Raw genomic sequence first — 21,609 nt, 5'->3', positions numbered from 1 at the left:
ACCACCGCTATCGCGAGCAGGTTCACTCCTACATATGATCTTGTCGTCTGAAGAATATTTTTCAACGCCTGATCTCCCCGCCATCCCCTCTAAATCGCACTTTTCAGGCTAACCGAGCGATTCGCCGTCTGCCAAAACGCCGTTTTTTCAAAAATTTATCTTGCGCGCTAAATATTCGCGCGATACATTCACCTCGCATTTACTTAGCGCACAAACAATTAGCGCACACAAACACACCCAATGAGGCTCACACCATGCAAACTCTCTACACCGCAATCGCAACCTCCACCGGCGGCCGTGACGGTCGTGCGATCTCCAGCGACAACATCCTCGACGTCAAACTCGCCACGCCGAAAGAACTCGGCGGTGCCGGCGGCGCGGCGACCAACCCTGAGCAGCTGTTCGCTGCCGGCTACTCGGCCTGTTTCATCGGCGCACTGAAATTCGTCGCTAGCCAGACCAAACGCAAAATCCCTGACGACGCCTCGATCACCGCCCACGTCGGCATCGGCCAAATCCCTGGCGGTTTCGGTCTGGACATCGACTTGCACATCAGCCTGCCAGGCCTGGAACAAGCCGACGCACAAGCGCTGGTCGACGCGGCTCACCAGGTTTGCCCGTACTCCAACGCCACCCGTGGCAACGTCGATGTGCGTCTGCACACCACCGTCTGAAACCAGACACAAATCGCTGGCACAAAAAAGCCCGACTCAATGGTCGGGCTTTTTCTTTCCGCAAAAAGCAGTGCTTATTTGGCACGGCCTTTGTAGGAACCGCCTTCGCGGGTGTCGATTTCGATCTTGTCACCGATTTCGATGAAGTCAGCAACTTGCAGCTCAGTACCGTTGGCCAGCTTGGCTGGCTTCATTACTTTGCCGGAAGTGTCGCCGCGAGCCGAACCTTCGGTGTAGTCAACTACGCGCACGATGGTGGTCGGCAGCTCTACGGAAACCAGACGCTCTTCGAAGAAGATCGCTTCGCAAACATCGGTCATGCCTTCTTCAACGAAAGGCAGAACAGCTTCGATGTCTTCAGCGTTCAGCTCGTACATGGTGTAGTCAGTGGTGTCCATGAACGTGTAGGTGTCGCCGCTGATGAAGGACAGGGTCGCTTCTTTGCGGTCGAGGATTACGTCGTCCAGTTTGTCGTCAGCGCTGTAAACGATCTCGGTCTTGTAACCGGTCAGCAGGTTTTTCAGCTTGGTCTTCATGATCGCGCTATTACGGCCCGACTTGGTGAATTCAGCTTTCTGAACCAGCCAAGGATCGTTCTCGAGACGGATCACGGTACCGGGTTTCAGTTCTTTACCAGTTTTCATTGCGAATATCCGAATTTGGATGGGATTTACAAAAATCTAGGCCGCGTATCATATCCAATTTAGGTAAAACTGTACCAGCGCTGCGGCAAGATCGGCCTGCAAGCCTTGTTCCAGACACCACGCTTCGGCATTTTTCTGCAGTTCTGGCCAATGATTACGCGCTGCGAGCCAGTGTTCGCCGATAGGCTGACCGGCACTCCAGGCGCGCCAGAGACCGCTCATCGCCTCGGCAGCAGCCGGCGAGAGCCCTTTCGTATACAGCGCAAGGAAGGCGTCGAGCTTGTCCAGATGGATGTCTTCGTCCTGCTGATAGATGTGCCAGAGCATTGGCCGCGCCGCCCATTGCGCGCGGACAAACGAATCTTCACCGCGCACCGCATTGAAATCGCAGCACCAGAGCAAGTGATCATATTGATCCTGTCGGACGAACGGCAGCACTTGCACGGTCAGCGACTGACGCACATGAATCGCACCGACCGCCAGGGCTTCCACCTCCAGCCAGCGCGCCACATCGCCAAGAATCCGCCCTTCCGGCACCAGCAGATGAGTCGGTGCAGCGTCCGCCGCCAACACGTCCAGCCAACTGGCCAGCCCGGCATTCTCGTAGGCAAACAACGAAATCAGCTGCGCCTCAGGCGCGCGATCGATGCCCAGGCCTTGCAGGAATTGTCGCTGCGCCTCCGGATCCTGTTGAAACTGCCGACGCTGCTCAAGCAATCCACGCTCACGCAGCAAACCACCAGTACCGGGCTGGAAGCCGGGGAAAAAAAAGATTTTTTGCACCGATTTGTATTTCACCGACGGCAGACCGTGGCAACCGACAACCCAGTCTTCAGCGCTGAGATAGTCGAGGTTCATCCACAGCGGCGGCTGTTCACGCCCGGCCATCGCGTCCATGTAATCACTGGGTAATTGACAGGCAAACGCGGCGATCACCACATCCGCCGCATCTGTGTGCACCCACGCGGCCGGCCAGTGGCGCACTTCGACACCCTGCTGGGATTGCTCTGCCGCGTTGATATCGATCTCGGGGCAAATGCGTTCGAATGCGCGCAGATCATCGACCCACAGGCGCACCGCCAGACCGTGCTCGGCCGCCAGTTGCCGGGCCAGACGCCAGGTCACACCGATATCACCAAAGTTGTCGACGACGGTGCAGAAAATATCCCAGCGGGTTTTCAATTCCGGCATTCAAGACTCCCGTTGGCAAAAGCAGCGATTGTCCGCATAAATGACCTCGCGCAGAAGAGCCGACGGCGATTAATCTTCGTGCGACAATCGCCACTTGCCCGCAATCACCCGCCAGGAGGCAGCCATGCCCTACCGTCCCAACCCGCGCCGTCCTCTGCCTGTTCAGCTTAGTGCGCTGCATTTGACCGGCAGCATTGCCTTGGGCATGTGGCTGGGCTTCCTCGCCATTGCGCTGACCTGCTGGCTGCTGGCGCATTTTCTGTTCAAAGAACAACTGGCACCGGTTGCCCAGGCTGTGCAGCAATTGGCCAATCCGCCAGCGGCGGTTCAGGTACAGCCGGATATTCCCCCGCAGAGCCCGTTATTCGAACAGTACGAAGAAAACCTGCGCAAGAACGAGCAACAGGCGCGTCTGGATCAGGCACGCGGCAGCACGCGTAATCTGTCGAATCCAAAATGCCAGTTCTGGCTGCAGCAGGATCAGACAGCTCCGAGCGAAAAGAGCCGCGCCAACGTTTTGCAATTCTGCGATTGATCATGAACAAGCACATCGTCCACCAATTGATTCTCGACAAACTGCGCGTCGATCTCGACATCGCCGAACGCGCCGCGCAAACCGCTTACGAAACCGCGACTCACGAAGAGAACATCGCCGAAAACAAGTACGACACGCTGGGGCTTGAGGCGTCGTATCTGGCGGCGGGTCAGGCGAAAAGGGTCGAAGAAATCCGTCAGTCACTCGCGCTGTGCCAGAACCTGACCTTGCGGGCCTATGACGAAAACCGCGGCATCGAAGTCGGCGCCCTGCTCGGCCTGGAAGACGAAAAGGGTCGCGAGCAATGGCTGTTTCTGGCACCGGATGCGGCTGGCCTGAAAGTCGATGTGGTCGGTCAGCCGATAACCGTCATCACCCCGCGCTCGCCGTTGGGCAAAGGTCTGCTGGGCAAGTGCGAAGGCGATGAGGTGGAGATTCTGGTGGCGGGCACTCGGCAACAGTTTGCTGTCACCGAGGTGCTTTGAGGCAGTTGATCAGTGAACCGGCAGTTCGACGCCGTCGAACAGTTCTTCCAGTTCCTGCTTGTTATGGCACTGAATGGCTTTGGCCATGACTTCGCGGGTCAGGTGCGGGGCGAACTTCTCGATGAAGTCGCACATGAAACCACGCAGGAAAGTGCCGCGACGGAAACCGATTTTGGTGATGCTCGATTCGAACAGTTCGCTGGCATCCAGCACCACCAGATCGTTGTCGAGTTTGGTGTCTACCGCCATTTTAGCGACGATGCCCACGCCCAGACCCAGACGCACGTAGGTTTTGATCACGTCGGCGTCAGCGGCGGTGAACACCACTTTCGGTGTCAGACCACGATGGCTGAAGGCTTCGTCGAGTTTCGAACGCCCGGTAAAACCAAATACGTAAGTCACGATCGGGTATTCGGCCAGTGCTTCCAGTGTGAGCTTCGGCAGTTTGGTCAACGGGTGACCCTGCGGCACGACCACGCAACGGTTCCAGCGATAGCACGGCATCATCACCAGATCGCCGAACAGCTCCAGCGCTTCGGTGGCAATGGCAAAATCGACGGTGCCATCAGCAGCCATTTCGGCAATTTGCATCGGCGAACCCTGGTGCATGTGCAGCGCCACGTCGGGGTATTGCTTGATGAAATTGCTGATCACCGGTGGCAGCGCATAACGTGCCTGGGTGTGCGTGGTGGCAATCGACAGGGTGCCTTTCTTCTCGTTGGAAAATTCCTGGGCGATCTGCTTGATGCTTTCGACCTTGCGCAGAATCTCACCGGCAGTGGTGATGATGCGCTCGCCGGCCGGGGTCACGCGGGTCAGGTGCTTGCCGCTGCGGGCAAACACTTCGACGCCAAGTTCATCTTCCAGCAGACGGATTTGCTTACTGATGCCCGGTTGCGAGGTGTAAAGGCTTTGGGCTGTAGCGGAAACGTTGAGGTCGTGGTGCGCCACTTCCCAGATGTAGCGCAATTGTTGAAGCTTCATATGAATCCCTCAAAGCAGGTAGACGCCACGGGCATCAGCGACGGTATATAACTATATTAATGGTTTGAATAATAAATCTAGAACTTTTTTATCAAAGGGCCATTATTCCTGCTTCAGCGATCCTCCCGCCGCCGACGCTCCACCAACGGCACCAGATAAACCGGCACCTTGGCCAATTGCAGGACCCGCGCCGCCGTGCGCCCCAACGGCGTTTCCGCGCCCACCCCGTGGCTGTGACTGCCGACGATCAGCAGATCGACAGAGAGTTTCTGCACCTGGTCGAGAATCACCTGCGAGGGATCGCCCTGCAGCACGCGCACCGCGCGAATGCGCTGCAGATCCTGCTCGCCTTCATCTCCCAGTTCTTCGCGAAAACTGTCCAGCACCCTCTGCTCGATATTGGCGATGACAGTTTTCAGACCCTGGCTGTGAAATTCGTTCAATGCCTGCTCGTCGAGATAACTCTGCAACACCGATTCGGCAAACAGCCCCATTGGCTCCACCGCGTGCACCACGTACAGATCGGCATTGAACGTTCGCGCCAATGCCAGGGCATGCTGCATCACTAACGGTGCGTACAGACCGAGGTCAGTGGCATACAGCATCGAACGAATCATATGACCTCCTCGCGTGCCAACATGGCGGAGATTTGATTCAGCTTAGCAGTGCCTTGGCGACTACGACGGGCGACGCAACGTCTTGAACCAAAGGGCTTTAGACCGGCGGTTCGTTGCTGATGCCGTGCGGCACGTGGCCAGTGGCGACTACTTCACGAGCGAGTTCGCAGTGGCCGGCCTGATCATCGAAAAACACATCAGCAGCGAACGCTTCGAGAAACGCCGATTTGGTCAGGCCGCCGAGGAACAGGGATTCGTCGAGGCGAATGTCCCACTCACGCAAGGTGCGGATCACCCGTTCATGGGCCGGCGCCGAACGCGCGGTGACCAGCGCCGTGCGGATCGGGCAATCGTCATCGGGAAACTCGCGCTGCAACAGATTGAGTGCCGCCAGAAAGCCCTTGAACGGCCCTCCGCGCAAAGGCTCGCGCGCCGACTCGCGCTCCTTGGCCTGGAACGCTTCCAGCCCGCCGGACTGATAAACGCGCTCAGACTCGTCGGAAAAGATCACTGCATCGCCGTCGAAGGCGATGCGCAATTCGTCGCTGGCCGCGCGACTGGCGCCACCAGACAGAATCGTTGCGGCGGCGAACCCGGCATCCAGCGCCGCGCGCACGTCTTCGGCATGAGTGGAAAGAAAAAGGTCGCAGCCAAAGGCTTTCAAATAAGGATACGGACTGCGCCCACCGACAAACGCCGCGCGGGAAATCGCCAGACCGTAATGATGAATCGAGTTGAACACGCGCAGGCCGGTGTCGGCGCTGTTGCGCGAGACCAGAATCACCTCGACCCGCGCACGGCCGAGGCGACTGTTCAGGCTCAGGAGTTTTTCCACCAGCGGAAAGGCATCGCCGGGCGCAAGAATTTCGTCTTCGTGCTCGATCTGATACTGCCGATAGGCTTCGACGCCGCTCGACAGATAGACCTTGTGGCTCTCGCTCAGGTCGAACAAGGCGCGCGACGAAATCGCCAGCACCAGTTTGTCATCGATGTTCTTGGCCATGCCTTCCCCCAGAGCGACCGGCTTAAACGTTGCGCCGGTCGATAAAACTTAAATTGCGATACAACGCTTCGATTCGCGGCAGCTCACAGCCCGCCGCTTTCGCTGCCGCCAATGGCCGAGCGTAGATCGCTTCCAGCTCCAGCGGTCGTTTGTGTAAAAAGTCGTGGTACATGCTCGGCCAGTAGTCGGGCATTTTCTCGGTCATCATGAACAGATAGTCGGCGTAGCCCGCTGGCACGTCGTGGCCGCACGCCTTGGCGCCCTGCACCACTTCGGCCATCAACGCCTGGATCGACGCGCGGCTGTCGGCATCGGCCATCAGCGGCGTGGTGCTGGCGCCGAGCAATACCGATAGTCCGTTGTAGGGAATATTCCAGATCAGTTTCTGCCAGCGTGCCTGCTGCAGCTTGGGCATTGCCTGGGAATCGATTCCGGCGGTGCGGAACAGATTGGAACCCTCTTCGACAATTGCCATACGCGCAACGTCATCGATGGCCGGACCGCTGTGATAGCCAACATTGACTGCGCCCAAGGCTTGGTGGGTGACTTGTCCAGGCCCTTCGCGATGCACGCAGATCAGGCACAAACCGCCGAGCAGGTGCAGGGAATCAGGGAGCAATTCACGTAAGTTGTCTTCGACGTCGAGACCGTTTTGCAGGACCAGCACTTTCGCATCCGCTTTGGCCGCTTGAATGATAGAAGGTGCGAGGCCGGCGTTGCTGGTGGTTTTCGCCCCCACCAACAGCCAGTCGCATTTGGGCATGTCTTCGGCCGGCGAATAGGCCCGCGCCGGATGCAACGTCAACGGGCCATGCACTGCGCTGTTGATGTGCAAACCGTGCTCAGCCACCGCCGAAAACTCGCTGCGCAACAGAAAGTGCACATCGAAACCGGCACGCGCCAACATCACACCGTAGAAACCCCCGATTGCCCCGGTACCGATAATCCCTACGACCGGTTTATTCACTGCCCCCATCATGGCAACTCCTCTGCTATTCGACCCAGTGCCTGCGCCAGCGCCGCGTTCAGCGCATCGGCCGTCAGGCGCGTGTGCAATGCCCCAAAGAACTCACCGTCGCGCACCACAAACAGCGCCGGCAAATGAAAGACCTGATAGCGCTCCACCAACCCGCCGTTGTCGCCGGCATCGATCCAGCACAACTGATCGATGGCCAGATCGAGTCCCGGCAACACCTCGCGGGCATAACGGCAACTGGCGCAGCCGACACTGGTGAAAATCACCAGCGAAACGCCGCTCATCGCCAACAGCCGTTGATCGGCGTCGAAATCGGTCAGTTCGGATTCGACCACTATACTGGGGGAAACAATGTCAAATGGCCGACACAGGGAGTCTGTGCTCATGGGACGTTTCATTCCTCATCCGGACGAGGTGCCGGTTGAATTAACCTTGCTCAAGCCTGAGTGTATTTCCAGGCAACAGCTGCACACTATCAGCCTCGGCGGCATTGCTTGCAATTACCACCGTGCCTGGCGCCATGGCACGGCGCTGCAAGTGCGCATGCCGACACTCAACGCCGGCATCTGCTATCCGGGCTATGTGGCGTGGTGCCTGCGCCGCAAAAAAGGCTATCTGGTGGGCATCGCCTTTACCGATGAGCAGACGCTGTTCAGCGCGCGAATGGGTGAGCAGGTGTGTCAGATCGAGCGCTTTTGCCGCATGAACGAAAGCCACGATGACCTGCAGGATATTCAGGCGCTGGCCCTGCAATGGGTCGAGCAACACGCCGACGAGTTCTCCCACGACAGCGTACGCAAGGCTTTCGCCCAGCCAGTGCTGGACTGACCGTCTTCTCTAAACCGTTACATGCCCATTGTCGAGCAGGCGCTTTACGCGCTAAGGTTCCGCTCCCCGACGCGCTTAAATCTGCTGTGCTCCGCCGCGCGGGGATCGCTGGCGGCCGGCACCCGTGACCTGACGAGTAAACGATGGCTGATTTACCGATCAACGACCTAAACGTCGCCTCTAACGAGACCCTGATCACTCCCGATCAGCTCAAGCGTGATATCCCTCTGAGCGATGCTGCCCTGCGCACCGTCACCAAGGGCCGCGAAGTCATTCGCAACATTCTTGATGGCACCGACCACCGTCTGTTCGTAGTGATCGGCCCATGCTCGATCCACGACATCAAGGCTGCCCACGAATACGCCGATCGCCTCAAGGTGCTGGCGGCGGAAGTTTCCGACACCCTGTATCTGGTCATGCGCGTGTATTTCGAGAAGCCACGGACCACCGTTGGCTGGAAAGGCCTGATCAACGATCCGTACCTGGACGACTCGTTCAAGATTCAGGACGGTCTGCACATCGGTCGTCAGTTGCTGCTGGATCTGGCCGAAAAAGGCCTGCCAACCGCCACCGAAGCCCTCGACCCGATCTCCCCGCAGTATCTGCAGGACCTGATCAGCTGGTCGGCCATCGGCGCGCGCACCACCGAATCGCAGACTCACCGGGAAATGGCTTCCGGCCTGTCCTCGGCCGTCGGCTTCAAGAACGGCACTGACGGCGGTCTGACTGTGGCGATCAACGCCTTGCAGTCGGTGTCCAGCCCGCACCGTTTCCTCGGTATCAACCAGGAAGGTGGCGTGTCGATCGTCACCACCAAAGGCAACGCCTACGGTCACGTGGTGCTGCGCGGTGGCAACGGCAAGCCGAATTACGATTCGGTCAGCGTTGCCCTGTGCGAACAGGCGCTGGACAAGGCGAAGATCAAGCCGAACATCATGGTCGATTGCAGCCACGCCAACTCCAACAAGGACCCGGCCCTGCAACCGCTGGTGATGGAGAACGTCGCCAACCAGATCCTCGAAGGCAACCAGTCGATCATCGGCCTGATGGTCGAGAGTCATCTGAACTGGGGTTGCCAGGCCATTCCGAAAGACCTCGCCGACCTGCAATACGGCGTGTCGATCACCGATGCCTGCATCGACTGGTCTGCCACCGAGAACACCCTGCGCAGCATGCACGCCAAGCTCAAGGATGTTCTGCCGAAACGCCAGCGCAGCTGATACGCGTTTTTCAGGCATAAAAAAACGCCGGGCAATGCCCGGCGTTCTTGTATGTGCGATTCAGATTTTGGCCGCGCGGCGCTGATGACGTTCCATGTAGCGCTCGACGTAGGAGCATGACGGGATCACCGTGTAGCCCATTTCTTCGGCGTACTGCAAAGCGCTTTCTGTCAGCGCTGCCGCTATGCCTCGACCGCGCAAGGCGTTGGGCACGAACGTGCGATAGATATCCAGGGTCTGTTTCCCCAGATCCATATAAGTCAGGTAGGCACGATGACCGTCCACATTGGTCTCGAACTGATGACCAGCCTGGTCATGGTGGATGGACAACGCCTCGCTCATCACTACTCCTCGCGGGTCTTGAATTCTGACCCCTACCTTACCGATGTTTTTCCGGCGAAGGAACATCTACGCCACCCTGTGCCTGATGGACACCGAGAAGAGCCACACCGATCTCGCGCAACCTGGCACCTGATAAATAGTAGGCACCATTGGCAAAAATGCTCAAGGTACGCTCGTCATCAAGCGGGTTGACGGGGGTTGCTCCGATGGACGCAGAGGTGACTGAGGAGAAGATCTTCCCGGGCCACTCACCTGAACATTGCCGGATGTTGAGACTTAAGACGTGCAGCCTTTTTTAAAGTCACCTCAACATGGACAAAGATAAGCGAAGCAGCGCGCAAAATCGGAACAAAAGTGTGGACGAATTCATCTAGACAGACTTTAGCCAAGACTGCAAAAACAACACGTGGCAACGGGAACTTTTTCTCATTAACTCGCTCAGCTCGGGGCTTGCAGCTGGGTATTTTTTAAACAGCGCAGTTAAAAGTTGCTCGAAAAAGAATCAACGCCTACAATTTTTTTTGCTTCTTGCCTTACGTCAGTTTACTTACTACAAGTAATGGGTAGTATGTACGCCGGCTATTTCCTCAATCGTGAGGAGACAGCCACTTAATTTGAAAGTCCTTGAAGGGGAACACGATGAACAACGTTCTGAAATTCTCTGCTCTGGCTCTGGCCGCAGTTCTGGCTACCGGTTGCAGCAGCGCATCGAAAGAAACCGAAGCACGTCTGACCGCTACTGAAGACGCAGCTGCTCGCTCCCAGGCTCGTGCAGACGAAGCTTACCGTAAAGCTGATGAAGCTCTGGCTGCTGCTCAAAAAGCACAACAGACTGCTGACGAAGCTAACGAGCGTGCTCTGCGCATGCTGGACAAAGCTAGCCGCAAGTAATAATCCCTCGGGATTGTTATCAAGCCGATCCGATGTCTGGGTCGGCTTTTTTGTGCCTGAAACTTTTGTCCGGGCAATAAAAAACCCGCCGACGCATCACGCATCGACGGGCTCTTGACCACTGGCTTATTGCTGCAGATCGATCGGTGCACTCGAAACGATCGGCGCCGAAGTACCTGGCGTGCCGATTTCCGTTGGCAGGCCATCTTCAGCCGCGACCACATCACGCACCACATCCCAGTTCACGCGCAGGTTGCTGGTGACGTCTTCACGCTTGAGCATCGCGTTGATCACTGCGGTGTGTTTGTCGACCACCGACGGGTTGCCCTTGTCGTCGATCGGTGTGTGCGCTTCCAGATAAACCTTGCCGCCACTGCTGCCGAACTTGTAGGCATCGTTGAGGATGCGTACCGACGTACCGACCGGGACCATGCCGGCCATTTCCAGTACGTTGTTGTTGAACATGCGGAAGCAGCCGTGACTGGTGCGCATGCCGATACCGAATTTCTTGTTCGAACCGTGGATCAGGTAACCCGGGGTGCCCAGGGTGAACTTGAACGGGCCCAGCGGATTGTCCGGGCCGGCCGGTACTACGTTCGGCAGCGGGTCGCCATCAGCAGCGTGTTCAGCCTTGATCGATGCGGGAGGCGTCCAGGTCGGGTTAGGCGTCTTGGCGGTGATCGAGGTGTGCGCGATCGGCGAACCCCAGCCCTCACGACCGATACCCAGCGGGAACGTGTACACCACGTTGCGGCCTTTCGGGAAATAGTAGAGGCGGTATTCGGCAAGGTTGATGACGATGCCTTCACGCGGGCCCGGCGGCAGAATGAAACGGGTCGGCAACACGATCTCGGTGCCGGCGCCCGGCAACCAGGCATCGACGCCCGGGTTGGCCGCGACCATTTCCGAGTAACCCAGATCGTACTTCGTGCCCAGATCGGCGAAGGTGTCTTCGTACTTGGCTTTGATCACCTGCACCTGCCCGATGATGTCTTCACCGGGTGGAGGCAGGGGAAACTCCAATGCAGCAACGGGACCGGCCACACACAGGGCGGCAAGTGACAGGCAGCGGGTGACGGCAGGAAAGCGCGGCAACATCCGGAAAATCCTTCGCATGATCAACAAGGGTATAAGAGCGCGATTGTACACCGCACTTTGAATATTCGGGGAGATCACCCCAATGCAGGCGACAAGGTGTTCCAGGTGGGAGCAAGCTTGCTCGCGAAAGCGCTGGGTCAGTCGCCAAAAATGTTAACTGACATGGCCTCTTCGCGAGCAAGCTCGGCTCCCACAGAATCAGAGCTCGAAACGCAGCTCCGGCCAGATAGGCGAGGTGCCGCGCTTCTGCGACTCCAGAATCGCCCGGCACAACGAACACAGGCGCTGATCCTGAAACACCCGGCGATCCACACTCGACCAGCGTGGCTGCGCCGGCAGTAGACTGCCACAGAGGGTGCGATCGGCCGAGCCACCGAGTTCGAGTTGCCGCGTCACCAGATGCACCCGCACTTCCTGGCAGGCGAACAGATCCAGCTGCTCGTCAGGCTCGATCAGTTGGTAGGCAAACAGGGACCAGGCAGAACGCGACATCGGGGGCTCCAAATAAGGGGGCGCCACATTAGCCGAAAGCCTGCCCTTAGAAAAGCCTCATAACAGCGGTTTTAGCGTCGGCCAGACATTTTCCAGCAACTTGCCCTGAGCCCCGGCCGCCGGGTGCAGACCATCGGCCTGCATCAAGTCTGGATGACCGCCCACGCCGTCGAGGAAAAACGGTACCAGCGGGATCTTTTTATCATCGGCGAGTTTGCCGTAGACCTCGGCAAAGGCATCGGTGTAACGCTTGCCATAATTGGGCGGCAGCTGCATGCCGAGCAACAGCACCTTGGCCCCGCTCTGGCGGGAGCTGTCGATCATCGAGGCAAGATTTTGTTGCAATTGAGTTGGCGGCATTCCGCGCAAGCCATCGTTGCCACCCAGTTCGAGGATCACCAGTTCCGGTTTATGCTCTGCAAGCAGCGCGGGCAGCCGCGCCTGGCCTCCGGCACTGGTATCGCCGCTGATCGAGGCATTGACCACTTTGTCGTCGAAACCCTCCTGTTTGAGCCGTTGTTCGAGCAACGACACCCACCCCAAGCGGGTATCCAGTCCGAAACCGGCGCTGATACTATCGCCAACGATCAGGACAGTACCCGCCGCTGCGTTCTGGGCCATGCACATCAAGGCCAGGCCAGCACTCAAAAACCACACACGCATCGGATTCTCCATGGGCGCAAGCATTCTCACCGCGAAGAACCTCAGCAAAGTGGTTCCCAGCGCGGAAGGTGAACTGACTATCCTGCACGAACTCAGCCTGGAACTGAACAAGGGCGACAGCCTGGCCATCGTCGGCGCATCCGGTTCGGGCAAATCCACCCTCCTCGGCCTGCTCGCCGGTCTCGACCTGCCGAGCAGTGGCGAAGTCATTCTCGCCGGCCAGGGCCTGAGCAATCTCGATGAAGACCAGCGCGCACGCATTCGTGCCGAGCATGTCGGCTTCGTCTTCCAGTCCTTTCAGTTGCTCGACAGCCTCAACGCGCTGGAAAACGTCATGCTGCCGCTGGAACTCGATGGCCGCAAAGATGCCCGTGAACGCGCAACTGAACTGCTGCAACGGGTGGGCCTTGGCCAGCGCCTGACGCATTCACCGCGCCAGCTCTCTGGTGGCGAACAACAACGCGTGGCAATCGCCCGCGCCTTTGCTGCCGAGCCTGACGTGCTGTTTGCCGACGAACCCACCGGCAACCTCGACAGCCACACCGGCGAGCGCATCAGCGATTTGCTCTTCGAATTGAACAAGGAACGCGGCACCACCCTGGTGCTGGTGACCCACGACGAACGCCTGGCCCATCGCTGCCGGCGCCTGATCCGTCTTGAAGCCGGGCTGTTGGTCGCCCCTCTGGAGCCTTGATGGCACGTTTGCCGCTGTTGCGTCTGTTCAGTCTCGCTATACGCCAACTCCTGCGCGATGCCCGCGCCGGCGAATTGCGCGTGTTGTTCTTCGCGTTGGTCGTTGCGGTGGCGGCGAGTACCGCCATCGGCTATTTCGGCGCCCGCCTGAACGGCGCCATGATGCTGCGCGCAACTGAATTTCTCGGCGCCGATCTGGTACTCGAAGGCAGTTCCCCGGCTCGTGAAGAACAGATCAGGAGTGGTACCGAGCTGCGCCTGAATCACGCACAAGTGGTGGAGTTCTCCAGTGTCATCGCCACCGACAACGGCATTCAGCTGTCGAGCATCAAAGCCGTCGACAGCGCCTATCCGTTGCGCGGCGAACTGAAAAGTGCGCCAGCGCCCTTCGCCACCGAAGAGCCCGGCGGTGAACCGCAACCCGGCGAAGCCTGGGTTGAGGCACGCCTGCTGACCGCACTGGATCTGAAAATCGGCGACAGCATCGATGTCGGCATGAAGACGTTGAAACTGGCCCGAGTGCTGACGTATGAACCGGATCGCGCCGGCAACTTCTATAGCCTCACGCCCCGGGTGATGATCAACCTCGATGACCTCGCCGCCACCGGTGTCGTGCAACCCGGCAGCCGCGTGAGTTACCGCGAACTGTGGCGCGGTGAACCGCAGGCGCTGGAAACCTATCGGCAATTGATCAAACCCGGGCTCGCTGCGAATCAGCGAATTCAGGATGCCCGCGACGGCAACCGGCAGATTGGCGGTGCACTCGGTAAGGCCGAGCGTTATCTGAACATGGCCAGTCTGGTCGCGGTGCTGTTGGCCGGTGTTGCGGTGGCGTTGTCGGCCAACCGTTTTGCCAGTCGCCGCTTCGACGCCAGCGCCTTGCTACGCTGCCTCGGACTATCACGGCGGGAAACCATGGCGCTGTTCAGCTTGCAGTTGACCGTACTTGGTTTGCTCGCCGCTCTTAGCGGTGCCCTGCTCGGCTGGTTGGCGCAACTGGGCCTGTTCGCACTGCTGCATGATTTGTTGCCAAGCGACGTGCCACCGGGCGGGCTGTTTCCAGCCATCGCCGGGATCGGTACCGGGCTGGTGGCGTTGGCCGGTTTCGCCTTGCCGCCGCTGGCCGCATTGGGTCGCGTGCCACCGCTACGGGTCCTGCGCCGGGACATGCTGCCGATCCCATCGAGTACCTGGATGGTTTACGGCGCCGCCCTGGGTGCGCTCGGCCTGATCATGTGGCGCCTGAGTCTGGATCTGCTGCTGACATTCGCCCTGCTCGGCGGTGGCGTGGTCGCCGCGCTGGTGCTGGGCGGCCTGCTGCTGTTGCTGTTGCAGAGCCTGCGGCGGATGCTCGCCCGTGCTTCGCTGCCGTGGCGCTTGGGCCTGGGCCAGTTGCTGCGCCATCCGTTGGCAGCGGCCGGTCAGTCGTTGGCGTTCGGCCTGATTCTGCTGTCGATGGCCTTGATCGCCCTGCTGCGCGGCGAACTGCTCGACACCTGGCAAAACCAGTTGCCGAAAAATGCGCCGAACTACTTTGCGCTGAACATTCTGCCGGCAGACAAACAGGCCTTCACCGATCATTTGATCAAGGTGTCCGCGCAAGCTGCACCACTTTATCCCGTGGTGCCGGGGCGATTGATCAGCATCAACGGTGAAGCCGTACAGCAAATCGTCAGCAAGGATTCGGCGGGCGACCGTGCCGTGCAACGCGACTTGAGCCTGACCTGGGCGGCGGACTTGCCCGCGGGCAACAAGCTCACCGCCGGTGAATGGTGGAAAGATCAGCCAACCGACGATGTTCCCGGGGTATCGGTGGAAGGCAAAGTCGCCGAAAGCCTCAAGCTTAAACTCGGCGATCACATGGTATTCAGCGTCGGCGGGGTCAACCGCGAAGCGAAGGTCACCAGCCTGCGCGAAATCAACTGGGACAATTTCCAGCCGAACTTCTTCATGATCTTCCAGCCCGGCACGTTGAAGGATCTGCCGGCGACTTACCTGACCAGCTTCTATCTGGCGCCCGGTCATGATCAGCAGATCGTTGAACTGTCGCGCACCTTCCCGGCGGTGACCATTCTTCAGGTCGAAGCGCTGCTGGAACAACTGCGCAGCATCCTCGCCCAAGTCACTTTGGCCGTAGAGTATGTGTTGTTGTTTGTCTTGGCGGCGGGAATGGCCGTGCTGTTTTCCGGATTGCAGGCAACGCTGGATGAACGTATTCGCCAAGGTGCGCTGCTGCGCGCCTTGGGGGCCGAGCGCAAGTTGCTGGTCAAGGCACGACGCATCGAGTTCGGCCTGCTGGGTGCGGTCAGCGGTTTGCTTGCAGCCATCGGCTCGGAAGTAGTGAGTCTGGTGTTGTATCGCTACGCGTTCGATCTGCCGTGGCACCCTCATCCGTGGTTGTTGGTACTGCCATTGATTGGCGCGGCACTGATTGGGGGTGCCGGCGTGTTCGGTACGCGTCGGGCGCTCAACGCAAGTCCACTGACAGTGTTGCGTGAGGGTTGATAGACTCAAGCGGTCTTAATCACAAGAAGTTGCCATGAGCCGTTATCGCCCTCCACGCCCTGCCGGCACCGCGCTGATCACCCCCGAAGGTGAAGCGCGGATGCGCGCCGAATTCCATGAGTTGTGGCATGTGCGCCGCCCGCAGGTGACGCAATCGGTCAGCGAAGCGGCGGCTCAGGGTGATCGCTCGGAAAACGCCGAGTACACCTACGGCAAGAAAATGCTGCGCGAGATCGACAGTCGCGTGCGCTTTCTCACCAAACGCCTGGAAGCGTTGAAAGTCGTCAGTGAAAAACCCAGTGATCCGAACAAGGTCTACTTCGGCGCGTGGGTGACCATCGAAGACGAAGACGGCAAGCAATCGCGCTACCGCATCGTCGGCCCGGATGAGCTGGATCTGAAACTGGGTTTGATCAGCATCGACTCACCACTGGCCCGCGCCTTGATCGGCAAAGCGCTGGACGCTGAGGTGCGGGTGCAGACGCCAACCGGTGAGCAGTTCGTTTACATTGTCGCTATCGACTATCCGTAAAGCGTATCAGCGACGAGTGATCAGGCCCTGCCGCGCAACGCGGACCAGTTGTTTGATCATCTCCGGCGCATCTTCGGCAGTCGGGGCCTGAATCACTGCCAGATCAAAACTGTCAGTGGCAAACCGCGCCAGCGACTCGCCGTCTTCCACGAACTGGATCAGGAACGCGGCAGGACCGCCGCTGCGACGTGGCCAGCCATCGAGATAACGCAACAGCGTCGGCTGATGTTTGCCGCCAAGAAGGATTTTCGGGTTGCGCTGGGTGATATGAGCCGTGATCGGCGCGGGACGTGCTGGAGGGCGTAGTGCATTCATCGTATCGTGTCTCTGCCTCAAAAGTCTGCATGGCAGGTGAGAGGCAACACCGAACCAGCGCTTTAGCGGTATTTCGAAGCCCTGTTCCGGCTTCTGACGGCAACTGTTGAAGTCACCTGGCGCCCCGCAAGTAGCTGTTTAAATCGGCGCATGGGCAACATCCTAGAGAACGTGACCGATCAGTGTCAAGAATCAGCCGCAACAAAAAAAGGCCCGCACAATGCGGGCCTTTTCCTTGAGCCAGAGCGCTTAACCGGCGATGGCGCGGTCCACCGAGAGCTTGCCGGCGCCTTCGATCAGCACGGCGAGGCTGCCACCGAGCAGGGCCAGTGCGAACTCGTAACCGTTGTTGGCCATAAACAGACCGTTGCTGATGTGTACGGTGAAGATCGCCACCAGCGACAGGAAGGTCAGGCCCAATGCAGCCGGACGAACCAGCAGGCCGATGATCAAGGCCAGGCCAGCGAAGAATTCAGTACCACCCGCCAGCGTCGCCATCAGGTAACCCGGGTGCAGACCGATGCTGTCCATGTACTGCGCGGTGCCCGCCAGACCATACCCACCGAACAGACCGAAGAGTTTTTGCGAACCGTGCGCAGCGAAGATCACGCCGACAGCGATGCGCAGGATGGTCAGACCGTAGCCAGCGCGGGTGAACAGTACTTTGTTGATCAGAGAGCTCATGGGGCATTCCTTGTTTTTGCGAGAAGTTGTGTGTGTTGGTTGGCCGCTATATTAATCAGTAAATTTCATGTTAAAAGCGCAAATATTCCGCCATAACAATCAACTTATTAGATCATTTCCGTGAGACGACTTTTTGCGCCCCGGGCTCCAACGACTCCCGCTCCCGGTCGAACGCCAAGTAATACTTGTTCACGCTATTAACATAGCTGACCGGCCCCATTCCTACCTGCTCCATGGCGATGCGCTCGACCTGGAAGAACCACTGATTGGGGTTCAGCCCGCGCCGCCGGGCTTCAGCGCGCATGCCCTGCACGCGCTCGGGACCGATGTTGTAGGCTGCCAGCGTGAAGGCCATGCGCTCGCGCTCATTGAGCTTGGGGCTGTTGAAGAACTTGCGGCGGATCATCGCCAGGTACTTGGCCCCGGCCTGCACATTCGCATCGAGATTCTGAATGTTGCTCACACCGACTCGCTGTGCGGCGGACGGCGTGATCTGCATCAGCCCGGTCGGGCCACTGCCGCTGCGCGCGTTGGGTTGCAACGCTGACTCCTTGAAGGCCAGCGCGGCGAGGTTCAACCAGTCCATGTTCTGCGCCTGGGCATGCTTCTGCAGGGTCGGGCGCAGTTTTTCCAGACGCTGGCGGTCAGCCTTGGCCAATGGATAGTGGACTTGGTAGAGACGGCGATAGATGCGCAGAAACGCGGCATCTTCGTTGGACGGCTTCTTGTAACCGCCGAGAAAGCGGTCAATGCTCGCGCGCAACATCGAAGCATCGCGGCGCACGAACCAGTATTCCTCACCCGGCTCGCTGATCATCAGTTGCCGGTCAAAACGCAATTTCGGCAGGATCTTGCCCCAGCGCTCGGCGATGGGTTGCTCGACGATGGTCAGGTGGAAAATGCCGCCCTGAACCATCTCCAGCACATCTTCTACCGCCAGCGTCGGATCGACCCATTCAATCTTGATCGGCGCCAGTTTGTGCAACGCCAGTTTCTGATTGAGCTGACTGACCGCCTCCCCCGCCGCACTGCCGGTCGGCAACGCCAGGGTTTTGCCGGAGAGCTGCTCGACTTTGGTGTAGCGCCGCTCACCCTTGATCCCGACCAACATCAGCGGCACGTTGCTGGCGATCGGTTCGCTGCTGGCCACCGCGTGACCCGGTTGCAGCTCAAGCAACTCGCCTGGTGCAACCAGATCACCCTCGCCACGCTGCAACGCGCCGAGCAGTTGATCCTTGGCTTTGGGAATGATCTTGAGGGTGATTTCCTGGCCGTCGCGAGCATGCCCATTGAGGTATTGCTCGAAGGCACGCAGGCGATGGTATTCGACGCCGATGGCCTGGCCCTGGACTTCGCCGGAGCTGTTGCGGCTCTGATTGACCAGCACGCGCAACACGCGGCTGCTGCGAATCTCGGACAAGTCCCGCACCTTGGCCGCCGGCACGGCTTGCAGTGGCCCGGGCAGGCGCGCGACCGCCGTCATCGGCAGCAGCAACGATCCACACAACAGCAGCAAAACCGAGGGACGAACCATCCACTCTCCGGAAAGAATACGGGGCAACTTCATCTCTAAAAGATCGAAATTACCGACGAAAACAGAGCGCTTGGAGCGCTGGCAAAGTGCGAGAGACTGGCACAGTAATGGCACTTCTGCCAAACCGGGCTGCGTCGCGGCATCAAAAGACAGCTATAACTCGTTGTAGTTCTTGGTTTTTCTTATGAATCTACAGCTCTGGTATGCTTTCCGGCCTTCGGCCCGAGGTAGCAACCATGCAACTCATCGATATCGGCGTCAACCTGACCAACCCCAGTTTCGCCGACAAACATCAGGCCGTGCTCGATCGAGCCTATGCGGCCGGAGTCTGCCAATTGGTGCTGACCGGCACTAGCGTCGAGGGCAGTGAGCAAGCCTTGGAGCTGTGCCAGCAGCTCGATGAAAGCGGCCAGCGGCTGTTCGCCACCGCCGGTATTCACCCGCATTCGGCCAGTGACTGGAACGCTGACAGCGCTCGTCGTTTGCGCAATCTGTTGCAAGAAAAAAATGTAGTCGCCGTGGGTGAATGCGGGCTGGACTTCAACCGTGATTTCTCGCCGCGCCCACAGCAGGAAAAAGTCCTCGAAGAACACCTGGCCATGGCCGTCGAGCTGCAGCTGCCAGTGTTCCTGCACGAGCGCGATGCCAGCCAGCGCCTGCTGGAAATCCTCAAAGGCTTCCGCGATCAATTGCCCGCCGCTGTGGTGCATTGCTTCACCGGCGAGCAAAAGGCGTTGTTCAGCTACCTCGATCTGGACTTGCACATCGGCATCACCGGCTGGATCTGCGATGAGCGCCGTGGCACGCATTTGCATCCACTGGTGAAAGAGATCAAGCGCGGACGCTTGATGCTGGAAAGCGATGCGCCCTATTTGCTACCGCGCACATTGCGACCGAAACCGAAGAACGGCCGCAATGAACCGGCGTATCTGACTGAAGTCCTGCGCGAAGTGGCGCTGCATCGTGGCGAAACCGAGCAGGATCTGGCGGCGCACACCACCGCATGCGCCCGCGCGTTCTACAACCTCCCGGCATTGGCGTAAGCCGCAAAAGATCGCAGCCTTCGGCAGCTCCTACAGGATGTACGCCATCCCAATGTAGGAGCTGCCGAAGGCTGCGATCTTTTGATCTCTTGACCCACATCAAATCGAGCCTTCTGCATAGCGGCACAATGCTGGCACCTTGCCAAAACTGTTTCCGCTATCAGAGAAAACCTCCATGGGTGCCTGGCTTAGCAATATCTCGCTGAAATACAAATTCTGGGCGGTCAACGCAGTCGCCTTCGTCACCACCCTGTTGCTGGTGCTGTACGCCGTGCAGCTTGAACAACAGGCGCGCAGTCACGCGTCTCAGGCCTCGGCGCAAGCCCAGGCGCAATTGCTCAAGGCCTGGCCGGTCGGGCAGGCATTACCGAAAACCGATCAGGTGCTGACCTTCAAGCGCGGCGAAGCACCGCGCCTGAATGATCAACCCTTGCTGGAAATCACCGACAGCAACGGCTGGAACGAAATCAATCACCTGCCGCTGTTCGGCGACAACCCGTTGATGGGCGCCGAAGTATTCAGCCGCACCGATGGCCAGCAAGTCGCAGTGATTGCCTTTGGCCCGAGCCTGACTCAGGTGTTCAGCGAACGTTTTGCCAACTATGCGGTGGCGGTGTTCATTCTGATGTTCGCCATGCTGTGTGCCTCGCAACTGCTGATCCGCTTCTTGCTTAGCCAGCTCAACACGCTGAAAGACGTGATGCTCCACGTCGAGAAAAGCGGCGATCTCTCGGCCCGTGTGCCGCTGGCCGGCAAAGACGAAGTCGGGCAGATGGCCAACGCCTTCAACGCGATGCAGGCCGGTTATCAGCGCGTCGTCACCACGGTGGCCAACACCGCACGGCAACTGGATGTCGGTGCGGCGCGGCTGGCGTCGAGCATGAACGAAGTGCGCCACGGCATGCTCGGCCAGCAGAGCGAAACCGATCAGGCCGCCACCGCGATCAACGAAATGACCGCCACGGTCTATCACATCGCCCAGCACGCCGGCGCCACCCGCGACCTGTCGCAGACCGCCGACGGCCTCGCCGGCAGCGGTCAGCAAGTGGTTGCCCGAGTGCAGCACTCGATTGCCGGGTTATCCAGCGGTGTGCAGCAGACCGCCGAGATGATTCAACGGCTGGCCGAGGACAGTCAGAAGATCAACGGCGTGGTCAGCGTGATTCACAGCATTGCCGAGCAGACCAATCTGTTGGCGCTGAACGCTGCCATCGAAGCGGCGCGCGCCGGTGAGATGGGCCGGGGGTTTGCCGTGGTCGCCGATGAGGTGCGCAATCTGGCGAAACGGGTGCAGACCTCGACCGACGAAATCACCACCATGGTCTCGGCGTTGCAGGCTGGCACCCGCGACGCGGTGGATTTCATGCAGGAGAGTTCGTACAAGGCCGACGACTGCGTGCAGCAGGCGCAAGAGGCTGGCGCGGCGCTGGCGGAGATCACCGGAGCGGTGGCGCAGATGCGCGAAAGCAATACGCAGATTGCCGTGGCGGCGGAGCAGCAGAGTCAGGTCGCCGAAGAGATGAACCGGGCGGTGGTGAGTATTCGTGATGTGACCGAGAACACCGTGCAGCAAACAGTGGATTCGGCGACGACCAGTAATGAACTGGCGACGTTGGCCGGGGAACTGAGCAGGGCTATAGGCCAGCTGAAACTCTGAAGA

The 21,609-nt window shown here is 59.1% G+C and carries 25 protein-coding genes; 11 read left to right on the top strand and 14 right to left on the bottom strand.

What is annotated here, in order from left to right; translation table 11 throughout:
• Positions 1 to 254 precede the first annotated feature (254 nt).
• Entirely contained in the window at positions 255 to 674 is a 420-nt protein-coding gene (locus tag FGA82_RS11080) for an organic hydroperoxide resistance protein (RefSeq protein ID WP_016985496.1), read from the top strand.
• Between the two features lie 74 nt (positions 675 to 748).
• Here the strand turns inward: FGA82_RS11080 and FGA82_RS11075 are convergent, their stop codons facing one another.
• Both FGA82_RS11075 and earP read right to left on the bottom strand, forming a co-directional pair.
• The gene (locus FGA82_RS11075) at positions 749 to 1,318 is read right to left on the bottom strand and encodes an elongation factor P (protein ID WP_007908599.1); all 570 of its coding nucleotides are present in this window, start codon (positions 1,316 to 1,318) and stop codon (positions 749 to 751) included.
• 48 nt (positions 1,319 to 1,366) lie between these two features.
• A complete protein-coding gene (earP, locus tag FGA82_RS11070; RefSeq protein WP_141127106.1) occupies positions 1,367 to 2,509 on the bottom strand; it encodes an elongation factor P maturation arginine rhamnosyltransferase EarP in 1,143 nt (380 codons plus the stop codon).
• Between the two features lie 124 nt (positions 2,510 to 2,633).
• On the opposite strand from earP, the gene FGA82_RS11065 reads away from it, so the two are divergent.
• Together FGA82_RS11065 and FGA82_RS11060 are read left to right on the top strand one after the other, a co-directional pair.
• Positions 2,634 to 3,044, top strand: coding sequence for a hypothetical protein (locus tag FGA82_RS11065; protein WP_141127105.1), 411 nt, complete (start codon positions 2,634 to 2,636; stop codon positions 3,042 to 3,044).
• 2 nt (positions 3,045 to 3,046) lie between these two features.
• The gene (locus tag FGA82_RS11060; protein WP_077573938.1) at positions 3,047 to 3,529 is read left to right on the top strand and encodes a GreA/GreB family elongation factor; all 483 of its coding nucleotides are present in this window, start codon (positions 3,047 to 3,049) and stop codon (positions 3,527 to 3,529) included.
• A 9-nt stretch (positions 3,530 to 3,538) separates the two neighbouring features.
• Here the strand turns inward: FGA82_RS11060 and cysB are convergent, their stop codons facing one another.
• From cysB to FGA82_RS11035, 5 genes are all read right to left on the bottom strand, one after another.
• Positions 3,539 to 4,513 (bottom strand): HTH-type transcriptional regulator CysB, encoded by a 975-nt coding sequence (gene cysB, locus FGA82_RS11055; RefSeq protein ID WP_007908591.1) that lies wholly within the window; start codon positions 4,511 to 4,513, stop codon positions 3,539 to 3,541.
• A 113-nt stretch (positions 4,514 to 4,626) separates the two neighbouring features.
• Positions 4,627 to 5,130, bottom strand: a complete 504-nt coding sequence (locus FGA82_RS11050; protein WP_016985500.1) for a universal stress protein — start codon at positions 5,128 to 5,130, stop codon at positions 4,627 to 4,629.
• Positions 5,131 to 5,227: 97 nt separating this feature from the next.
• Positions 5,228 to 6,133: a 5'-nucleotidase gene (locus tag FGA82_RS11045; protein WP_122608520.1), complete on the bottom strand. Its 906-nt coding sequence runs from the start codon at positions 6,131 to 6,133 to the stop codon at positions 5,228 to 5,230.
• 22 nt (positions 6,134 to 6,155) lie between these two features.
• Positions 6,156 to 7,112, bottom strand: a complete 957-nt coding sequence (locus FGA82_RS11040) for a putative 2-dehydropantoate 2-reductase (protein ID WP_141127104.1) — start codon at positions 7,110 to 7,112, stop codon at positions 6,156 to 6,158.
• The gene (locus FGA82_RS11035; RefSeq protein WP_042705015.1) at positions 7,109 to 7,495 is read right to left on the bottom strand and encodes a thioredoxin family protein; all 387 of its coding nucleotides are present in this window, start codon (positions 7,493 to 7,495) and stop codon (positions 7,109 to 7,111) included. Before FGA82_RS11035 ends, FGA82_RS11040 begins: the two co-directional genes overlap by 4 nt.
• On the opposite strand from FGA82_RS11035, the gene FGA82_RS11030 reads away from it, so the two are divergent.
• On the top strand, positions 7,494 to 7,937 hold the full coding sequence (locus FGA82_RS11030; RefSeq protein WP_141127103.1) for a PilZ domain-containing protein: 444 nt from the start codon (positions 7,494 to 7,496) through the stop codon (positions 7,935 to 7,937). The two genes, FGA82_RS11035 and FGA82_RS11030, sit on opposite strands and share 2 nt — an antisense overlap.
• Before the next feature lie 143 nt (positions 7,938 to 8,080).
• Positions 8,081 to 9,157: a 3-deoxy-7-phosphoheptulonate synthase gene (locus tag FGA82_RS11025; protein ID WP_016985505.1), complete on the top strand. Its 1,077-nt coding sequence runs from the start codon at positions 8,081 to 8,083 to the stop codon at positions 9,155 to 9,157.
• A 60-nt stretch (positions 9,158 to 9,217) separates the two neighbouring features.
• Here FGA82_RS11025 and FGA82_RS11020 read toward each other — a convergent pair whose 3' ends face one another.
• Positions 9,218 to 9,499: a GNAT family N-acetyltransferase gene (locus tag FGA82_RS11020; RefSeq protein ID WP_003226804.1), complete on the bottom strand. Its 282-nt coding sequence runs from the start codon at positions 9,497 to 9,499 to the stop codon at positions 9,218 to 9,220.
• A 639-nt stretch (positions 9,500 to 10,138) separates the two neighbouring features.
• On the opposite strand from FGA82_RS11020, the gene oprI reads away from it, so the two are divergent.
• A complete protein-coding gene (gene oprI, locus FGA82_RS11015; protein ID WP_003199355.1) occupies positions 10,139 to 10,390 on the top strand; it encodes an outer membrane lipoprotei OprI in 252 nt (83 codons plus the stop codon).
• A 126-nt stretch (positions 10,391 to 10,516) separates the two neighbouring features.
• Here oprI and FGA82_RS11010 read toward each other — a convergent pair whose 3' ends face one another.
• The 3 genes from FGA82_RS11010 to FGA82_RS11000 all read right to left on the bottom strand — a co-directional run bounded on the left by FGA82_RS11010 (position 10,517) and on the right by FGA82_RS11000 (position 12,643).
• Complete coding sequence (locus FGA82_RS11010; RefSeq protein WP_141127102.1) at positions 10,517 to 11,488, bottom strand: L,D-transpeptidase family protein; 972 nt, start codon at positions 11,486 to 11,488, stop codon at positions 10,517 to 10,519.
• Between the two features lie 198 nt (positions 11,489 to 11,686).
• Positions 11,687 to 11,980: a hypothetical protein gene (locus FGA82_RS11005; RefSeq protein WP_007908575.1), complete on the bottom strand. Its 294-nt coding sequence runs from the start codon at positions 11,978 to 11,980 to the stop codon at positions 11,687 to 11,689.
• 57 nt (positions 11,981 to 12,037) lie between these two features.
• Positions 12,038 to 12,643, bottom strand: a complete 606-nt coding sequence (locus tag FGA82_RS11000; RefSeq protein ID WP_016985507.1) for an arylesterase — start codon at positions 12,641 to 12,643, stop codon at positions 12,038 to 12,040.
• A 10-nt stretch (positions 12,644 to 12,653) separates the two neighbouring features.
• Between FGA82_RS11000 and FGA82_RS10995 the strand changes: the two genes are divergently transcribed.
• From FGA82_RS10995 to greB, 3 genes are read left to right on the top strand one after another with little or no spacing between them, the layout of a single operon-like run.
• Positions 12,654 to 13,337: an ABC transporter ATP-binding protein gene (locus FGA82_RS10995; RefSeq protein ID WP_007908572.1), complete on the top strand. Its 684-nt coding sequence runs from the start codon at positions 12,654 to 12,656 to the stop codon at positions 13,335 to 13,337.
• Positions 13,337 to 15,841: an ABC transporter permease gene (locus FGA82_RS10990; protein WP_141127101.1), complete on the top strand. Its 2,505-nt coding sequence runs from the start codon at positions 13,337 to 13,339 to the stop codon at positions 15,839 to 15,841. Before FGA82_RS10995 ends, FGA82_RS10990 begins: the two co-directional genes overlap by 1 nt.
• A 34-nt stretch (positions 15,842 to 15,875) precedes the next feature.
• Positions 15,876 to 16,373 (top strand): transcription elongation factor GreB, encoded by a 498-nt coding sequence (gene greB, locus FGA82_RS10985; protein WP_016985509.1) that lies wholly within the window; start codon positions 15,876 to 15,878, stop codon positions 16,371 to 16,373.
• 6 nt (positions 16,374 to 16,379) lie between these two features.
• Here greB and FGA82_RS10980 read toward each other — a convergent pair whose 3' ends face one another.
• The 3 genes from FGA82_RS10980 to FGA82_RS10970 form a co-directional block, all read right to left on the bottom strand.
• Positions 16,380 to 16,688, bottom strand: coding sequence for a hypothetical protein (locus FGA82_RS10980; RefSeq protein WP_077573983.1), 309 nt, complete (start codon positions 16,686 to 16,688; stop codon positions 16,380 to 16,382).
• Between the two features lie 249 nt (positions 16,689 to 16,937).
• On the bottom strand, positions 16,938 to 17,372 hold the full coding sequence (locus FGA82_RS10975; RefSeq protein WP_007908568.1) for a DoxX family protein: 435 nt from the start codon (positions 17,370 to 17,372) through the stop codon (positions 16,938 to 16,940).
• A 112-nt stretch (positions 17,373 to 17,484) separates the two neighbouring features.
• Positions 17,485 to 18,906, bottom strand: a complete 1,422-nt coding sequence (locus FGA82_RS10970; RefSeq protein WP_141127100.1) for a transglycosylase SLT domain-containing protein — start codon at positions 18,904 to 18,906, stop codon at positions 17,485 to 17,487.
• A gap of 236 nt (positions 18,907 to 19,142) precedes the next feature.
• On the opposite strand from FGA82_RS10970, the gene FGA82_RS10965 reads away from it, so the two are divergent.
• Together FGA82_RS10965 and FGA82_RS10960 are read left to right on the top strand one after the other, a co-directional pair.
• Entirely contained in the window at positions 19,143 to 19,949 is an 807-nt protein-coding gene (locus FGA82_RS10965; RefSeq protein ID WP_141127099.1) for a TatD family hydrolase, read from the top strand.
• A 175-nt stretch (positions 19,950 to 20,124) separates the two neighbouring features.
• The gene (locus tag FGA82_RS10960; protein ID WP_141127098.1) at positions 20,125 to 21,606 is read left to right on the top strand and encodes a methyl-accepting chemotaxis protein; all 1,482 of its coding nucleotides are present in this window, start codon (positions 20,125 to 20,127) and stop codon (positions 21,604 to 21,606) included.
• Positions 21,607 to 21,609 lie beyond the last annotated feature (3 nt).

Source organism: Pseudomonas fluorescens (assembly GCF_005938625.1).
Lineage (GTDB): Bacteria > Pseudomonadota > Gammaproteobacteria > Pseudomonadales > Pseudomonadaceae > Aquipseudomonas > Aquipseudomonas fluorescens_BD.
Note: the sequence above shows the minus strand (reverse complement) of the source record. Positions and strands in the feature narration are given on the sequence as shown.

Bases quoted from the DNA above. Each gene is read 5' to 3' on its own strand.
- greB (WP_016985509.1), top strand. From the start codon at position 15,876: ATGAGCCGTTATCGCCCTCCACGCCCTGCCGGCACCGCGCTGATCACC.
- FGA82_RS10980 (WP_077573983.1), bottom strand. From the start codon at position 16,688: ATGAATGCACTACGCCCTCCAGCACGTCCCGCGCCGATCACGGCTCAT.
- FGA82_RS11010 (WP_141127102.1), bottom strand. From the start codon at position 11,488: ATGTTGCCGCGCTTTCCTGCCGTCACCCGCTGCCTGTCACTTGCCGCC.
- cysB (WP_007908591.1), bottom strand. From the start codon at position 4,513: ATGAAGCTTCAACAATTGCGCTACATCTGGGAAGTGGCGCACCACGAC.
- FGA82_RS11050 (WP_016985500.1), bottom strand. From the start codon at position 5,130: ATGATTCGTTCGATGCTGTATGCCACTGACCTCGGTCTGTACGCACCG.
- FGA82_RS11005 (WP_007908575.1), bottom strand. From the start codon at position 11,980: ATGTCGCGTTCTGCCTGGTCCCTGTTTGCCTACCAACTGATCGAGCCT.
- FGA82_RS11025 (WP_016985505.1), top strand. From the start codon at position 8,081: ATGGCTGATTTACCGATCAACGACCTAAACGTCGCCTCTAACGAGACC.
- FGA82_RS11045 (WP_122608520.1), bottom strand. From the start codon at position 6,133: ATGGCCAAGAACATCGATGACAAACTGGTGCTGGCGATTTCGTCGCGC.
- FGA82_RS11000 (WP_016985507.1), bottom strand. From the start codon at position 12,643: ATGCGTGTGTGGTTTTTGAGTGCTGGCCTGGCCTTGATGTGCATGGCC.
- FGA82_RS11030 (WP_141127103.1), top strand. From the start codon at position 7,494: ATGGGACGTTTCATTCCTCATCCGGACGAGGTGCCGGTTGAATTAACC.
- FGA82_RS10965 (WP_141127099.1), top strand. From the start codon at position 19,143: ATGCAACTCATCGATATCGGCGTCAACCTGACCAACCCCAGTTTCGCC.
- FGA82_RS11040 (WP_141127104.1), bottom strand. From the start codon at position 7,112: ATGATGGGGGCAGTGAATAAACCGGTCGTAGGGATTATCGGTACCGGG.
- FGA82_RS11020 (WP_003226804.1), bottom strand. From the start codon at position 9,499: ATGAGCGAGGCGTTGTCCATCCACCATGACCAGGCTGGTCATCAGTTC.
- FGA82_RS11075 (WP_007908599.1), bottom strand. From the start codon at position 1,318: ATGAAAACTGGTAAAGAACTGAAACCCGGTACCGTGATCCGTCTCGAG.
- FGA82_RS10990 (WP_141127101.1), top strand. From the start codon at position 13,337: ATGGCACGTTTGCCGCTGTTGCGTCTGTTCAGTCTCGCTATACGCCAA.
- FGA82_RS10975 (WP_007908568.1), bottom strand. From the start codon at position 17,372: ATGAGCTCTCTGATCAACAAAGTACTGTTCACCCGCGCTGGCTACGGT.
- FGA82_RS11035 (WP_042705015.1), bottom strand. From the start codon at position 7,495: ATGAGCACAGACTCCCTGTGTCGGCCATTTGACATTGTTTCCCCCAGT.
- FGA82_RS11060 (WP_077573938.1), top strand. From the start codon at position 3,047: ATGAACAAGCACATCGTCCACCAATTGATTCTCGACAAACTGCGCGTC.
- FGA82_RS10960 (WP_141127098.1), top strand. From the start codon at position 20,125: ATGGGTGCCTGGCTTAGCAATATCTCGCTGAAATACAAATTCTGGGCG.
- oprI (WP_003199355.1), top strand. From the start codon at position 10,139: ATGAACAACGTTCTGAAATTCTCTGCTCTGGCTCTGGCCGCAGTTCTG.
- FGA82_RS10995 (WP_007908572.1), top strand. From the start codon at position 12,654: ATGGGCGCAAGCATTCTCACCGCGAAGAACCTCAGCAAAGTGGTTCCC.
- FGA82_RS11080 (WP_016985496.1), top strand. From the start codon at position 255: ATGCAAACTCTCTACACCGCAATCGCAACCTCCACCGGCGGCCGTGAC.
- FGA82_RS11065 (WP_141127105.1), top strand. From the start codon at position 2,634: ATGCCCTACCGTCCCAACCCGCGCCGTCCTCTGCCTGTTCAGCTTAGT.
- earP (WP_141127106.1), bottom strand. From the start codon at position 2,509: ATGCCGGAATTGAAAACCCGCTGGGATATTTTCTGCACCGTCGTCGAC.
- FGA82_RS10970 (WP_141127100.1), bottom strand. From the start codon at position 18,906: ATGGTTCGTCCCTCGGTTTTGCTGCTGTTGTGTGGATCGTTGCTGCTG.